The organism is Pseudotabrizicola formosa (genome assembly GCF_002900965.1).
GTDB classification, from domain to species: domain Bacteria; phylum Pseudomonadota; class Alphaproteobacteria; order Rhodobacterales; family Rhodobacteraceae; genus Pseudotabrizicola; species Pseudotabrizicola formosa.
This window is the reverse complement of sequence record NZ_PJOM01000001.1, coordinates 797,376-812,613: the sequence shown is the minus strand read 5'-3', so window position 1 is coordinate 812,613 and position 15,238 is coordinate 797,376. Positions and strand designations below refer to the sequence as shown.

The window sequence follows — 15,238 nt, the reverse complement described above, 5'->3', positions numbered from 1 at the left end:
TTTTGGGGGGGGGGGGGGGGCCCCCCGCGGTTTGGGGCCAAGGGGGGGGTTCCCCCCCGCCCTACCGCGCGGCGGCCGCCGCTTTGCCCTTCTGCCCTTGCACTGCACCGCCCCAGCGGCAATATCAGGTTCGGGCGCACACAAGGGATCGACATGGCACTTCCGATCACACAGCAGGCGAAATACTGGGGCATCGCCGCGGCGGTTTTCCTGATCCTCATGTATCTGATGGGAAATGTGCTGGTGCCGTTTCTGGTCGGCGGGGCGATGGCCTATTTCCTTGACCCGGTGGCCGACCGGCTGGAGCGGCTGGGGCTGAGCCGGGTGACGGCCACTGCGGTGATCACGCTGGTGATGTTTCTGGTGGTGGTGCTGCTGGTGCTGGCGGTCATTCCGACGCTGATCCAGCAGACGACCGCGCTGGTGGATGCGGCCCCCGAGATTTCCCGCAATTTGCAGACCTTTCTGACCGAACGGTTCCCCGAATTGTCGGATGAGACCAGCATCATGCGCAAGACGCTGGCCGATATCGGAGATTTCATCCAATCCAAGGGCGGCGATCTGGCGCAGGGCGTGCTGACCTCGGCGATGTCGGTGATTTCGGCGCTGGTGTTCATTGTCGTGGTGCCGGTCGTGGCCTTTTACCTGCTGCTGGACTGGGACAAGATGGTGGCCCGGGTCGATGCGATGATCCCGCGCGATCATGTGGTCACGGTGCGGCGGCTGGCGCGCGAGATTGACGGCGTGCTGGCAGGTTTTGTCCGCGGGCAGCTGACCGTCTGCCTTATCCTCGGGGCCTATTATTCGGTGGCACTGATGCTGGCCGGGTTGCAATTTGGCCTTGTGGTGGGGGCGATTGCCGGGGCGGTGACGTTCATCCCTTATGTCGGGGCCATCATCGGCGGGATTCTGGCGATTGGTCTGGCCCTGTTCCAGTTCTGGGGCGACTGGGTGGCCATCGGGATCGTGGCGGCCATCTTTGCCTTTGGCCAGTTCATCGAGGGCAATATCCTGACACCGAAACTGGTGGGCAGTTCGGTCGGGCTGCACCCGGTGTGGCTGTTGCTTGCGCTGTCGGCCTTTGGGTCTTTGCTCGGCTTTGCCGGCATGTTGATTGCCGTGCCGGTGGCAGCCTCGCTGGGCGTGCTGATGCGGTTTGCGATCAGCCAGTACCAGAACAGCTTGCTCTACCGTGGCGTGGCCCCGGTCCATCCGAGCCCGGTTCAGGGCGCGACCCCTGAACCGGTCCCGGTGTCTGGAGGCGCGCTGCGCGATGAGGAGGCAGTGTGAGCCTGCAACTGGCGTTTGACCTGCCCGCGCGTGAGGCGTTCCGGCGCGCGGATTTCTTTACATCCGTGGCCAATGCCCATGCTCTGGCAGCGGTGGAAAGCTGGCGCAACTGGCCCGGTGGCAAGATGCTGCTGGTGGGGCCGCCCGGGTCGGGCAAGACCCATCTGGCGCATATCTGGGCCGATCTGGCGCAGGCCAGACTGGTGAACGGTGCGGAACTGGCCGACGCAGATCTGCCCGACCTGGCGCAGGCGGGGTCTGTGGTGGTCGAGGATGCCGATGCGGTGGCGGGCCGCCGCGGGGCCGAAGTGGCGCTGTTCCACCTGCACAATCTGGTGGTGCCGCAGGGGGCCTTGCTGCTGACCGCACGGGGGCCGGTGCGGGACTGGGGTCTGGCCCTGCCAGATCTGAAAAGCCGGGTCGAGGCGGCATCGGTCGCGCGGCTGGAAGCCCCCGATGATGCGCTGCTCTCGGCGGTGCTGGTCAAGCTGTTTGCCGACCGGCAGACCGCGGTGCCCCCGGCGCTGATCCCCTGGCTGGTGGCGCGGATGGAACGTTCGATCGATGCCGCACGCGCCCTGGTGGCGGCGATGGATGCGCGGGCGCTGGCGCAGGGCCGCCCGATCACCCGGGCGACCGCGCAGGGTCTGCTGGACAGCGCGGAGACGGAATGAGACAAGCTTTTGAAACGCCAAGACTCCAGCAACGCAGCATCCGGTCATGACACAGGCAGATTTCCTCAAGGCCCCCTTTCCAGACCCCGTTTCGCTCCCGCAAGCCGAGATCAGCGGGCCACGGCGGTTTTTCAACCGTGAGCTCAGCTGGCTGGCCTTCAACTGGCGTGTGCTGGACGAGGCGGCGAATGCCAATGTGCCGCTGCTGGAGCGGCTGCGCTTCCTGTCGATTTCGGCCACCAATCTGGATGAGTTCTTTACCGTGCGGGTGGCCGGGCTGCGGGCGCTGGTGCGCACCGGGAATGCCGGATTGTCGGAAGACGGGCGCAGCCCGGCAGAGCAGCTGGTGCTGATTCAGGCCGATGCACGCCGCCTGATGCAACGCCAGCAAACCGTGCTGAACAGCCTCAAGCGTCAGATGGAGGCCGAGGGGATCAGCATTGTCACCCGGTCCAAGCTGACGGCGGCGGATCTGCGGCATCTGGAGGCCCATTTCCTGCACAAGGTGTTTCCGGTGTTGTCGCCCCTGGCGATTGACCCGGCGCATCCGTTTCCGTTCATTCCCAATACCGGGTTTTCCCTGGCGCTGGAGCTGGAGCGGCTGACTGATCACCGCACGCTGAAGGCGCTGTTGCCCATTCCGCAGCAGATTGCGCGGTTTGTGCCCTTGCCGGGCAAGCCGGGGATACACCGGTTTCTGCCGCTGGAAGAACTGTTGCTGCTGCACCTGAACATGCTGTTCCCCGGCTATACCGACCGGGGCCATTGCGCGTTCCGGGTGTTGCGCGACAGCGATCTGGAGGTCGAGGACGAGGCCGAAGATCTGGTGCGCGAGTTTGAGACCGCCCTGAAACGGCGCAGGCGCGGCGAGGTGATCCGGCTGAAGATGACGGCTGGCGCTCCGGCCGAGTTGCGCGCGCTGATCATGGAAGAGCTGACGGTCACCGAATCCGAGGTGGTCGAGGTGAGGGGCTTGCTGGGCATTGCCGATCTGAAAGAACTGGTGCTGTCCAGCCGGCCCGACCTGCTGTGGCCCCCCTTTACCCCGCGTGTGCCAGAACGGGTGCAGGACCATGAGGGCGATCTGTTCGCCGCGATCCGGCAGAAGGACATTCTGCTGCACCATCCTTATGAGACCTTTGATCTGGTGATCCGGTTTCTGGAACAGGCGGCCCGCGACCCCAATGTGCTGGCGATCAAGCAGACCTTGTACCGCACCAGCTGGGACAGCCCGGTGGTCAGTGCGCTGTGCGAGGCGGCAGAGGCGGGCAAGTCGGTGACCGCACTGGTGGAACTGAAGGCGCGGTTTGACGAGGCCGCGAACATCCGCCAGTCACGGCGTCTGGAACGGTCGGGCGCGCATGTGGTGTACGGCTTCATCCACTACAAGACCCATGCCAAGATCAGCACCGTGGTGCGGCGCGAAGGCGAAAATCTGGTGACCTATACCCATTACGGCACCGGGAATTATCATCCGATCACCGCGCGGATCTATACCGACCTGTCGTTTTTCACCTGCGACGCGGCCTTGGGCCGCGATGCGACCAAGGTGTTCAACTATCTGTCGGGCTATGTGCAGCCCGAAGGCTTGGAAAACCTGGCCATTTCCCCGATCAGCCTGAAATCGCGTCTGCTGGGGCTGATCGCCGCCGAGGCAGATCATGCGCGCGCAGGCCGGCCCGCAGAAATCTGGGCCAAGATGAACAGTGTGATCGACCCCGACGTGATCGATGCGCTGTATGCCGCGTCCCAGGCCGGGGTGAAGATCAGCCTGGTCATCCGCGGCATCTGCGGCTTGCGCCCCGGGATCAAGGGGTTGAGCGAGAACATCCGGGTCAAGTCCATTGTCGGGCGGTTTCTGGAACACAGCCGCATCGTGTGCTTCGGGTCGGGCCATGGGCTGCCCAGCAAGCAGGCGCGGGTGTTTTTCTCCAGCGCCGACTGGATGGGCCGCAACCTGACACGGCGGGTGGAAACGCTGGTCGAGGTGCATAATGACACCGTCAAGGCGCAGATCGTCAGCCAGATCATGGCGGCCAATCTGGCCGATGAGGCGCAAAGCTGGGTGCTGAACCCCGACGGCACCTGTGCGCGCGAGTTGCAGCCCAAGGATGGCAAACTGTTCGCCTGTCACACATTCTTCATGGAAAACCCGTCTTTGTCGGGCCGGGGCACTGCCGGGGCCAAGGATGTGCCAAAGCTGGCAGCGCTGAAGGACTAAGCCGCCAGGTGGCTTGATGCGGCAGGATATGGTCGCAGGCCGGTGCACCTGGCACACTCCAAAAGGCGGTGGCTCGCTTGACGCCGCCCCGGACCTTGCGCCAAGGTCCGGCTTATACTGCACTGGGGATCATATGACACGCGACCAGGATCAGACTGCGCCCGACGCAGAGGATGAGGACTTCGGCCCCTTTGGCCGGTCGCTGTTTGAGGACCCTTCGGTGCGGGCGCTGTCGCGCGTGGGCGTGGTGGATGTGGGGTCGAACTCGGTCCGGATGGTGGTGTTTGACGGTGCGGCCCGGTCGCCTGCCTATTTCTACAACGAAAAAATCCTCTGCGGTCTGGGCAAGGGTCTGGGCGAAACGGGGATGCTCAACCCCGAAGGCAAGCTGCGGGCGCTGGCCGCGCTGAAGCGGTTTTCCCTGCTGGCCAGCGGCATGGGGGCCGCCCCCCTGACCGTTGTGGCCACCGCGGCCATGCGCGAGGCCCGGGACGGGCCGGACTTCTCGGCGCTGGTCGAGGCCGAGACCGGCCTGCACATGCATGTCATCGACGGCGATGAAGAGGCGCGGCTGTCCGCGCAAGGCGTGCTTCTGGGCTGGCCCGAAGCCAAGGGCGTGGTCTGCGACATCGGCGGCAACTCGATGGAGCTGGCGCGGGTGGGCGATGGCAAGGTCGGCAAGCGGGTGTCCACCCAGCTGGGGCCGTTCCGCCTGCAACAGGTGGAAGGCGGCGTGGACAAGCGCAGGTCTTTGATCGAGCGGGTGCTGACCAGCGCGCAGGGCAAGATCAAGTCCGAAGGCGAACGCTTCTATATGGTGGGCGGGTCGTGGCGGGTGATCGCACGGCTGGATATGGAGCGGCGCAATTACCCGCTGACCGTGCTGCATGAATATCGGATGCCGGTAAAATCGGCGCTCGATACGCTGGACTGGCTTGAAACGGCGGATCTGACGCTGCTGCGCGGCCGGACCGGCACGTCCCAGGAACGGATGGAACTGGTGCCGCTGGCCTGTGAGGTGCTGCGCGCGCTGATCCGGGTGTTCAAACCGTCGGAAATCGACATCTCATCCTATGGCATCCGGGAAGGGCTGCTCTATGAGCAGATGCCCGACAAGCTGCGCGCGCGTGACCCGCTGATCGAGGCGGCACGGGCAGCGGAGATGACAGGCGCGCGGCTGCCCGGCACCGGCAAGGCGCTGTTCACCTTTCTGATGCCGCTGTTTCGCGACCTGCCGAAGGAAAGGCTGCGGCTGATCAAGGCGGCCTGTCTGCTGCATGACACCACATGGCGGGCGCATCCTGATTACCGGGCTGATGTGTGTTTCGACAATGCCACCCGCGCCAACCTTGGCGGGCTGGACCATCCGGGGCGGGTGTTTCTTGGCCTGTCGCTGCTGCACCGCTACAAGAACAACCGGTCCGGGTCGCGGCTGGAACCGCTGTTCCGGCTGCTGTCGGAAGACGAGATTCAAGAGGCCGAGGTGTTGGGCAAGGCAATGCGCTTTGGCGCGATGTTCGCAGCCGGCGATCCGGCCGAGGCCGGGGCGCTGGAGTGGAAGCCGAAAAAGCGCGAGCTCCATCTGCACCTGACCCGTTTGGGTGTCGGGCTGTTCGGCGAGGTGGCCAAGGCGCGCTTTACCGCGCTGACACAGGCGCTGCGGGCCAAGGGGCGTGTGCTGCAGCCGGGCGAAGCTGATGCTGAGGTTTGATCATCTGGCGGTCAGCTGCGCCACGCTTGAAGAGGGCGCGGCTGCGGTAGAGGCGGCTTTGGGCCTGCCGCTGGTGGCGGGTGGCAAGCACGCGCATATGGGCACGCACAACCGCCTGCTGGGCCTGGGCGACGCCTATCTGGAGGTGATAGCCATTGACCCCTCGGCCCCTGCCCCGGCCTGGCCACGCTGGTTCGGGCTGGACGGGTTCGCGGGAGCGCCCCGGCTGACCAACTGGGTTGCGGCCTGCGATGATCTGGACGCCGCACTGGCGCAGGCCCCGGCGGGGGCGGGCGTGGCGGTGGATCTGGCCCGCGGCGACCTGCGCTGGCGGATGGGGGTGCCAGCCGACGGGCAGTTGCCCTACGGCGGGGCCTATCCAGCACTGATTCAGTGGCAGGGTCCGCATCCCGCCCGGCGGCTGCCCGACAGCGGGGCGCGTCTGGCCCGGCTGGTGGTGACGCACCCCGCGGCGGAAAGTCTGCGCAAGGCACTGTCCGGACTGACCGATACGCGGGTGGTGCTGGAGCCCGGGCCGCTGGCCCTGCGGGCCGAGATCGACACCCCGCAGGGGCGGCGCGTGCTGGCATGATCCGCGACGCCACCCCCGATGACGCGGCAGCCGTGGCCACCATCTGGAACCATTACATCCGCAACACAGCAGCCACCTTCAACTCTGCCGAAAAGCCGGTGGCAGAGGTGCGCGCCACCATCGTTGCACGACAGGTCCAGCGCTGTTTTCTGGTGGCCGAGGCACAGGGCCGGGTGCGGGGCTTTGTCACCTATGATCAGTTTCGCGGCGGAATCGGCTATGCCCATAGCATGGAGCATACCATATTGCTGACCCCCGAGGCCGGGGGGCAGGGCCTTGGGCGGGCGCTAATGCTGGCACTGGAGGCCCATGCAACACATGCTGGCGCACATGTGATGGTGGCCGGGGTGACGGCTGAAAATGCGGCGGGCCGGGCATTTCATGCAAGCCTTGGCTATGGTCAGGTCGGTCTGATGCCGCAGGTCGGCCGGAAATTCGGTCGCTGGATGGATCTTGTGCTGATGCAGAAAATCCTCTCCTGACAACCCGCTCAAGCCACGCTATCCTGCGCGCATGTCGATCTGGACCCGTATCGCCGACGCGCTGTCTGCCCTTGCCGCCGGTGAAGGGCTCTCGGTCGTGTTCGACCGGCTGCGCGGCGTGCAATCCACGCCGGAAAAGTCGGTCGCCTTTACCATCGCCGTCATCGCCTTGGGGGCCAAGATGGCCAAGGCCGATGGCCATGTCACCCGGCATGAGGTGAGCGCGTTCCGTCATGTCTTTGCGCTTCCCGATGAAGAGGCGGCCAATGCCGCCCGCGTGTTCAATCTGGCGCGGCAGGATGTGGCGGGGTTCGATGCCTATGCCCGCAAGGTGGCGGCGATGTTCCGCCCCGAAGGCCAGGCGCTGTGCGCCGATGACCGCAATGTGCTGATCGACCTGCTGGAAGGCTTGTTCCACATTGCAATGGCCGATGGCGATTTCCACCCGGCTGAGGACGCCTTCCTGCATGAGGTGGCGCGGATCTTCGGCCTGGATGACCGGTGCTATGGCACCATGCGCGCCCGCTTTGTCGAAGGTGCGCCGCGCGACCCCTATGATGTGCTGGGCGTCTCGGCCGATGCCCCGATGGATCAGGTGCGTGCAGCCTGGCGCCAAGCGGTCAAGGACAGCCACCCCGATGCGATGATCGCGCGCGGCGTGCCTGCCGAGGCGGTGAAGCTGGCCGAACGCCGGCTGATCGCCATCAACGCCGCCTGGGATGAGATTTCAGGGCGGCGGGCCGCCTGATGGGCGCAGCCGAACTGCTGCGACTCGCCACCTATAACGTGGAATGGTTCAACGCGCTGTTCGACGATGACGGAAAGCTGCTGGCCGATGCCGCGCCCTCTGCCCGCCACAAGATCAGCCGCGCCGAACAGGCGGGGGCGCTTGGCATTGTGTTCACCGCGATGAATGCCGATGCGGTGATGGTGATAGAGGCCCCCGATACCGGCTCGAAACGCAATTCGGCCCGCGCGCTGGAGGAATTTGCCCGCAGCTTTGGCCTGCGCACCAGCCGGGCGATCACTGGCTTCATGTCAGAGACAGAACAGGAAATCACGCTGCTCTATGATCCCGCAAGGCTGACCCCCCGGCATGACCCGGTGGGCGATCCGGTCGGCAAGAAAGGCAGCCGAGACGCGCCGCGCTTTGATGGCACCTTCCGCTACGACCTGAACGCCGACGCCGCGCCAGATCTGATCCGGTTTTCCAAGCCGCCGCTGGAACTGGCGGTGCAGACGGCGGGCGGACGCGCGCTGCGGATGATCGGGGTGCATGCAAAATCCAAGGCCCCCCACGGCGCGCGCAGCCCGGCAGAGGTCACCCGCCTGTCGATTCAGAACCGCCGCAAACAACTGGCCGAATGCATCTGGCTGCGCGCCCGGGTTGACTGGCATCTGGCGCAGGGCGATGACCTGCTGGTGATGGGGGATTTCAACGATGGTCCGGGGCTGGACGAGTTTGAAAAGCTGTTCGGCCATTCCGGGGTGGAAATCGTGCTGGGGGTTGAGGTGCCGCCTGAGGCGCGGATGTATGACCCACATGCCGCCATGGCCCTGACAGGGCGGATGAACCTGACCCCCACCACGGCGCGGTTCTGGCTCAACCCGCAAAAACGCTATTTCGAGGCGCTTTTGGATTTCATCATGGTCTCTCCGAGGCTGGCCGCCAGCCATCCGGCCTGGCGGATCTGGCATCCGTGGAACGATCCCGCCTGTCTGAACACGCCCGAGCTGCACGAGGCGCTGTTGCAGGCGTCAGACCATTTCCCGGTGACAATCGACCTGACCCTGGACCACAGCCCGCCTGCAGCAATCGATCCCCAGACGTGATTTGCCATCCATGGCGACCGGCGGCATGATCAGGGGATGAAACATCTGGTTCTCGCCCTTGCCCTGCCCCTTGCGCTGTTCGCAGCCCCGCCTTCCCCTGCGCAAACGCTGCCTGACCCCCGGGCAGAGGAGGATGAGGGTTTTGACCTGATGCAAGAGGGCGCCAAGCTGCTGTTCCGCGGTCTGATGCGCGAGATGGAACCGGCGCTGGACGAGATGGGCAAGGCGCTGTCCGACATGGAGCCCGCGGTGCAAGACCTGATGGCGCTGGTCGATGATCTCCGCAACTATGACGCGCCGCGCAGGCTCGACAATGGCGATATCCTGATCCCCCGACGCAAGGATGCGCCGGTCCCGCAACCGCCTGCCCCCCTGCCGCAGCCCCAGGGCGAAATTGAGCTGTAGCCGCCGACCGCCGCCCCGGGCAGACCGGCGCGGCGGCTGACAGGTCACTGACGGGTCTGACGGATCAGGCTCAGGATATCCTTGGCGGCATTCGGGATATTGGTGCCGGGGCCGAAGATGGCTTTGACGCCGTTGTCATACAGGAACTGGTAATCCTGCTGAGGGATCACGCCGCCACAGATCACCAGAATATCGCCCGCGCCCGCCGCCTGCAAAGCCTGCACCAGCTTGGGCGCAAGCGTCTTGTGGCCGGCGGCTTGGCTTGAGATGCCGATGACATGCACGTCATTGTCGATGGCATCCTGCGCCGCCTCTTCCGGGGTCTGGAACAGCGGGCCCACGTCGACGTCAAAGCCGATATCGGCGAAGGCGGTCGCAATGACCTTGGCCCCCCGGTCATGCCCGTCCTGCCCCATCTTGACCACCAGCATGCGGGGCCGGCGGCCTTCTTCCGCAGCGAAGGCCTCGACATCGGCCTGTATCGCCTCGAACCCGGCATCCCCCTCATAGGCGGCACCGTAAACCCCCGCGAGGGTTTTCACTTCCGCCCGGTGGCGGCCAAAGACCTTTTCCATGGCGTCCGAAATCTCTCCTACGGTGGCGCGGGCGCGGGCGGCGGTGACGGCGGCATCCAGCAGGTTGCCACCTTCGGCGGCCCGGCGGGTCAGCTCGGCGAGGGCCGCCTGACAGGCAGCTTCATCCCGGCTGGCGCGGGTGGCTTTCAACCTTGCGATCTGGCTGTCGCGCACAGCGACATTGTCGATATCAAGGATATCAATCGCATCCTCGGTGGCCTTGCGGTATTTGTTGACCCCCACGATCACATCCTCGGCCCGGTCGATCGCGGCCTGACGGCGGGCGGCGGATTCCTCGATGCGCAGCTTGGGCATGCCGGTGGCGACGGCCTTGGTCATGCCCCCCATCGCCTCGACTTCCTCGATCAGCTTCCACGCCTCTTCGGCCAGCTGATGCGTCAGGGTTTCCACGTAGTAACTGCCCGCCAGCGGATCGACCACATGGGTGATGCCGGTTTCCTCTTGCAGGATCAGCTGGGTGTTGCGAGCGATGCGGGCCGAAAATTCGGTGGGCAAAGCGATGGCTTCGTCCAGCGCATTGGTGTGCAGGCTTTGCGTGCCGCCCAGGACCGCCGACATCGCCTCATAGGCGGTGCGGATCACATTGTTGTAGGGGTCGGCCTCCTGCAAGGACACGCCGGAGGTCTGGCAATGGGTGCGCAACATCAGCGACCCCTCTTTCTTCGCCCCGAACTCTGACATGATCCGGTGCCAGAGCAGCCGGGCCGCACGCAGCTTGGCCGCCTCCATGAAGAAATTCATGCCGATGGCAAAGAAGAACGACAGGCGGCCCGCAAAGGCATCGACATCCATGCCGCGCGCAATCGCGGTGCGCACATATTCGCGCCCATCCGCCAGGGTGAAGGCCAGTTCCTGCACCAGATTGGCCCCGGCCTCCTGCATGTGATAGCCGGAAATCGAGATCGAGTTGAACTTTGGCATATGGGCAGAGGTATATTCGATGATATCCGCGATGATCCGCATCGACGGTTCGGGCGGATAGACATAGGTGTTGCGGACCATAAATTCCTTGAGGATATCATTCTGAATGGTCCCCGACAGCAGGCTGCGGTCCACGCCCTGCTCTTCGCCGGTCACGATGAAATTCGCCAGAATTGGAATCACCGCCCCGTTCATTGTCATGGAAACGCTGACTTTTTCCAGCGGGATACCATCGAACAGGATTTTCATGTCCTCGACAGAGTCAATCGCCACGCCCGCCTTGCCGACATCGCCCACCACGCGCGGGTGATCGGAGTCGTATCCGCGATGGGTCGCCAGATCGAAGGCGACCGACACGCCCTGTTGGCCCGCGGCAAGCGCCTTGCGGTAGAAATCATTTGACGCTTCGGCGGTGGAAAACCCCGCGTATTGGCGGATGGTCCAGGGGCGGCCCGCATACATCGTGGCCTTCACCCCGCGGGTAAAGGGGGCGGCCCCCGGCACCCCGCCCATATGCGGCAGGTTGGCGGTGTCCTCGGCGGTGTACAGCGGCTTGACCGCGATGCCTTCCAGCGTGTTCCAGATCAGGCTTTCGGGGTCTTTGCCCTTGAGCTCTTTGCTGGCGAGGGTGGCCCAATGTTTCAGCGCGTCGGTCATCTGTTTACTCCATCCATGCAGGTGGCATCTGCTCTTGGGTTTCCGGTTGCGCCGCCCTATGTTCTCGGACAGGGGGACATGTATGAAACCACTTTACACTCTTGGTCTTGCAGCACTGCTGCCATTCGTTGCCTTCGCACAGGAAGCGCAGGCGATAGATCCGTCCGTTCAGGTCGAGGTGGAGACCGAAGCAGAGGCGCTGCCTTATGGCCCACGCGACGCTGCGGATGTGGTTTTTGAAGATCTTATGTACAAACAGCGCCCGGTGGTGGTCTTTGGCGACAGTCCGGAAGACCCCAATTTCCTGCGCCAGATGGAATTGCTGCAGCGCGATCTGCCTGCACTGGAACTGCGCGATGTGGCGTTGATCATCGACACCGATCCCGAGGGGCGGGGTGCCTGGCGCACCCGCCTGCGGCCACGCGGGTTTTCGCTGGTTCTGATGGACAAGGACCTGCGCCCGGTGATCCGCAAACCGCTGCCCTGGGAGGTGCGGGAAATTGTCGCGGCGATCGACAAGTTCCCGCTGCGCCGGCAGGAGATGCTGGAGCGCAACCCCGCAGGACGGCGCTGATCCCGGCTGCTGCGTAGCAGGGGCATCACTCAAACTCCATGATCACGTCGTCCACCTTGAGGCTGGCCCCGGTGCTGGCGGTGATCTTCCTGACCACGCCCTTGCGCTCGGCCTTGAGGATGTTTTCCATCTTCATCGCCTCGACCGTGGCCAGCGGCTGGCCCTCCTGCACCTCATCGCCTTCGGCCACGCTGATCGACACGATGAGGCCGGGCATCGGGCAGAGCAGATACTTCGAGGTGTCGGGCGGCAGCTTTTCCGGCATCAGCGCGTAAAGCTCGGCCTGACGCGGCGACTGGACCAGCACCTTCAGATCCGCCCCACGCAGGCGGATGCGGAAGCCCATGGGAATCTTGGTGGATTTGAGCACCAACAGGGCGCCATCCACTGTCAGCCGGGCAAGGCTTTCGCCCGGGGTCCAGTCTGATTGCACGCGCAGCTCTGCGCCATCCTCGAATGTGACGGTCGATCCGGTCTTGTCGGCGGCGATGGTCACGCGGTGCTGGGTGTCTTGCAGGCTGACGACCCAGGCATCCCCGACGCGGCGCTGGTGATTGTCCATCGTGCCGGAAATGCGGGTGCGACGGATTTCGGCCACGCGGTTCATCGCAGCGCAGGCGGCGGCCACACGGCGCAGCATGTCTTCGTCCAGCGTGGCACCATGGAACCCGTCGGGGAATTCCTCGGCGATGAAGGCGGTGGTGATCTCGCCGCTGACAAAGCGCGGGTGGTCCATCACCGCCGAGCAGAACGGCAGGTTGTGGCCGATGCCTTCCACCTCGAATGTATCCAGCGCCAGACGCATTTCGTTGATCGCATCGGCGCGGGTCGGGCCCCAGGTGCACAGCTTGGCGATCATCGGGTCGTAGAACATGCTGATCTCGCCGCCTTCAAACACGCCGGTATCATTGCGCACGATGCCGGTGGCGGTGGGGCCTTCGACCGGTGGGCGATAGCGGGTCAGGCGGCCGATGGAGGGCAGGAAGTTGCGATATGGATCTTCGGCATAAAGCCGCGATTCCATCGCCCAGCCGTTGATCTTCAGGTCTTCCTGTTTGAATGGCAGCGGTTCGCCCGCCGCGACGCGGATCATCTGTTCGACCAGATCAACGCCGGTGATCAGCTCGGTCACCGGATGTTCGACCTGAAGCCTTGTGTTCATCTCGAGGAAGTAGAAGTTGCGCGCGCCATCGACGATGAATTCCACCGTGCCCGCCGAGGTGTACCCGACCGCACGGGCCAGGGCGCAGGCCTGTTCGCCCATGGCCTTGCGGGTGGCGGCATCCAGAAACGGGGATGGGGCTTCTTCGATCACCTTCTGATTGCGGCGCTGAATGCTGCATTCGCGTTCGTGCAGATAAACCGTGTTGCCATGCTGGTCAGCCAGCACCTGAATTTCAATATGGCGCGGTTGGGTCACGAATTTCTCGATGAAGATCCGGTCGTCGCCAAAGCTGCTGGCAGCCTCGTTCTTTGAGGATTGAAAGCCTTCACGCACCTCGGATTCAGACCAGGCGATGCGCATGCCCTTGCCGCCGCCACCCGCGCTTGCCTTGATCATCACCGGATAGCCGATTTCGCCGCTGATTTTAATCGCCTCGTCACCATCCGCGATCAGGCCCATATAGCCCGGAACGGTCGACACGCCGGCCTCCATCGCCAGTTTTTTCGAGGTGATCTTGTCGCCCATCGCCTCGATCGCCGGGGATGGCGGGCCGATAAAGACGACGCCAATCTGCTCCAGCGCCGCAGCGAAGGCCTTGTTTTCCGACAGAAAGCCGTAACCGGGATGGACCGCTTCGGCCCCGGTCTGGCGGACGGCATCCAGTATCTTGTCGATCACGATATAGGATTGGTTGGCGGGCGACGGGCCGATGTGAACAGCTTCATCCGCCATGCGCACATGCAGCGCGTTGCGGTCCGCGTCGGAATAGACGGCGACGGTCTTGATTCCCATCTTCTTGGCGGATTTGATCACCCGACAGGCAATTTCCCCCCGGTTGGCAATCAGGATTTTCTTGAACATCGGCTCTCTCTCCCCTCGGGCAAGGCCGGGCCAGACCTTGCGCCGCAAATGAAATGGGCCCTCCAGCCGCTGTGGCTGAAGGACCCGGTTCTCGAATGATCTGTGCTTTGACGATCTGCCGTCAGACTGCGCCGCGCTGCGGCGGCGGGCAGGTCAATAGCAGTTGTTGGTGCCCGGAACGATGCACGAACCACCGCCCGCAACCGCGCCGATAAGCGCGCCCTGGGTGCGCGATCCGCCGGTTGCACCGGCAATAAGCGCACCGGTTGCTGCACCGCCAACGGTGCGCACGGCTGCGCTGTTGAGCGGTGAGGAATTGCCGTAGCCGCCACCATAGCCGCCGCCCTGGACACAGCCAGCCAGCGAAAGGGCAAGGAGAGATGCGATAAGGGTGTGTTTCGTGACCATGTTTGACTGCCTCGTGTCAGGGTTTTTATTAACGCTGACTGTACTCTATCCAAGGCGTTGGAAAAGGGGAATTTTCTGCGGCCCACCCCATCGGCAAGGCTTTGCCGGTGCCAAAAGGACGGTCCGGCCCTGAAAGGACCGGACCGCAAGGCCCAAGAAAGGGTCGTCATGAGGACGCCGGACCGGGCAGGAAAGCCCCGGGTCGACTGTCCGAAAATCTGGCCGTTCCCCCTGTTGAAATCAAACACAAATCCGCCGCTTGCCGCGCACTGCGCGGGCCTTTGCCAGACGGGCAAAACGCAGGGCGGATCGGCGCGCATCAATCGTCTTCTCCGTCGTCTTCGTCATCCCAGATCACGTCTTCGGCATCGGCTGCGAAGACCGCGGGGAAAGACACCTGCGCAATCTTTACGTTCACCCGCAGCATCGCCTCATAGCTTTCGGGGTCAAAGGGATCTTCGGCGGGAATGACCTCGCGCCCGAACAGCCAGGACAGGCGACCCGCGTCCAGATTGCCGCGCTCGAAGGGTTCTTCGCCAAAACACTGCCACAGGGCCGCCATGAAGCCTTCGTCGGCCTTGCGGTCCGCCAGCTTGCGGTCGCGGTAGCGTTCGCGCTTGATGATCTTGGCCGGCCCGTCCTTTTTGTTGGCGCGGCGGATGGTGAACTGAAAATCAGTGCCCGGAAGGCGGCCGGGAAAGCCGCGGTGTTTCAGCATGAGGTGCCCCCTGTGGATGGATGGGCACAGCCATAGGCGCAAGCGCGCAGAACGCCAAGGGGCGCTGCGGCAAAGAGCCGGGGAATGGCGTGAAACGGATCAGGGAGGGTGCGACCTGCAACTGGCACCC

14 protein-coding genes are annotated in these 15,238 nt (G+C 64.3%); 10 read left to right on the top strand and 4 right to left on the bottom strand.

Annotation, left to right across the window (positions count from 1 at the left end; genetic code table 11):
• The first annotated feature begins 153 nt into the window (after nucleotides 1-153).
• From CXR43_RS04090 to CXR43_RS04050, 9 genes are all read left to right on the top strand, one after another.
• On the top strand, nucleotides 154-1,290 hold the full coding sequence (locus tag CXR43_RS04090; RefSeq protein ID WP_103332717.1) for an AI-2E family transporter: 1,137 nt from the start codon (nucleotides 154-156) through the stop codon (nucleotides 1,288-1,290).
• The gene (locus CXR43_RS04085) at nucleotides 1,287-1,964 is read left to right on the top strand and encodes a P-loop NTPase family protein (protein WP_103332716.1); all 678 of its coding nucleotides are present in this window, start codon (nucleotides 1,287-1,289) and stop codon (nucleotides 1,962-1,964) included. The genes CXR43_RS04090 and CXR43_RS04085 overlap by 4 nt, the downstream gene beginning before the upstream one ends.
• A gap of 46 nt (nucleotides 1,965-2,010) precedes the next feature.
• Nucleotides 2,011-4,185 (top strand): RNA degradosome polyphosphate kinase, encoded by a 2,175-nt coding sequence (locus tag CXR43_RS04080; protein ID WP_103332715.1) that lies wholly within the window; start codon nucleotides 2,011-2,013, stop codon nucleotides 4,183-4,185.
• Nucleotides 4,186-4,318: 133 nt separating this feature from the next.
• The gene (locus CXR43_RS04075) at nucleotides 4,319-5,896 is read left to right on the top strand and encodes a Ppx/GppA family phosphatase (protein WP_103332714.1); all 1,578 of its coding nucleotides are present in this window, start codon (nucleotides 4,319-4,321) and stop codon (nucleotides 5,894-5,896) included.
• Nucleotides 5,883-6,488, top strand: coding sequence for a VOC family protein (locus tag CXR43_RS04070; protein ID WP_103332820.1), 606 nt, complete (start codon nucleotides 5,883-5,885; stop codon nucleotides 6,486-6,488). Before CXR43_RS04075 ends, CXR43_RS04070 begins: the two co-directional genes overlap by 14 nt.
• Nucleotides 6,485-6,970, top strand: coding sequence for a GNAT family N-acetyltransferase (locus CXR43_RS04065; RefSeq protein WP_103332713.1), 486 nt, complete (start codon nucleotides 6,485-6,487; stop codon nucleotides 6,968-6,970). The genes CXR43_RS04070 and CXR43_RS04065 overlap by 4 nt, the downstream gene beginning before the upstream one ends.
• Before the next feature lie 31 nt (nucleotides 6,971-7,001).
• The gene (locus tag CXR43_RS04060; RefSeq protein WP_103332712.1) at nucleotides 7,002-7,718 is read left to right on the top strand and encodes a molecular chaperone DjiA; all 717 of its coding nucleotides are present in this window, start codon (nucleotides 7,002-7,004) and stop codon (nucleotides 7,716-7,718) included.
• The gene (locus tag CXR43_RS04055; protein WP_103332711.1) at nucleotides 7,718-8,803 is read left to right on the top strand and encodes an endonuclease/exonuclease/phosphatase family protein; all 1,086 of its coding nucleotides are present in this window, start codon (nucleotides 7,718-7,720) and stop codon (nucleotides 8,801-8,803) included. Before CXR43_RS04060 ends, CXR43_RS04055 begins: the two co-directional genes overlap by 1 nt.
• Before the next feature lie 36 nt (nucleotides 8,804-8,839).
• Nucleotides 8,840-9,208, top strand: coding sequence for an AAA+ family ATPase (locus CXR43_RS04050; protein WP_103332710.1), 369 nt, complete (start codon nucleotides 8,840-8,842; stop codon nucleotides 9,206-9,208).
• A gap of 44 nt (nucleotides 9,209-9,252) precedes the next feature.
• Here CXR43_RS04050 and scpA read toward each other — a convergent pair whose 3' ends face one another.
• Complete coding sequence (scpA, locus tag CXR43_RS04045; protein WP_103332709.1) at nucleotides 9,253-11,382, bottom strand: methylmalonyl-CoA mutase; 2,130 nt, start codon at nucleotides 11,380-11,382, stop codon at nucleotides 9,253-9,255.
• An 82-nt stretch (nucleotides 11,383-11,464) separates the two neighbouring features.
• Here scpA and CXR43_RS04040 point away from each other — a divergent pair, with 82 nt between their 5' ends.
• Entirely contained in the window at nucleotides 11,465-11,956 is a 492-nt protein-coding gene (locus CXR43_RS04040; protein ID WP_103332708.1) for a DUF4174 domain-containing protein, read from the top strand.
• A gap of 25 nt (nucleotides 11,957-11,981) precedes the next feature.
• Here the strand turns inward: CXR43_RS04040 and CXR43_RS04035 are convergent, their stop codons facing one another.
• The 3 genes from CXR43_RS04035 to CXR43_RS04025 form a co-directional block, all read right to left on the bottom strand.
• Nucleotides 11,982-13,982: an acetyl-CoA carboxylase biotin carboxylase subunit gene (locus CXR43_RS04035; RefSeq protein ID WP_103332707.1), complete on the bottom strand. Its 2,001-nt coding sequence runs from the start codon at nucleotides 13,980-13,982 to the stop codon at nucleotides 11,982-11,984.
• Nucleotides 13,983-14,135: 153 nt separating this feature from the next.
• Entirely contained in the window at nucleotides 14,136-14,390 is a 255-nt protein-coding gene (locus CXR43_RS04030) for a hypothetical protein (protein ID WP_103332706.1), read from the bottom strand.
• Between the two features lie 319 nt (nucleotides 14,391-14,709).
• Nucleotides 14,710-15,108 (bottom strand): hypothetical protein, encoded by a 399-nt coding sequence (locus tag CXR43_RS04025; protein WP_103332705.1) that lies wholly within the window; start codon nucleotides 15,106-15,108, stop codon nucleotides 14,710-14,712.
• Nucleotides 15,109-15,238 lie beyond the last annotated feature (130 nt).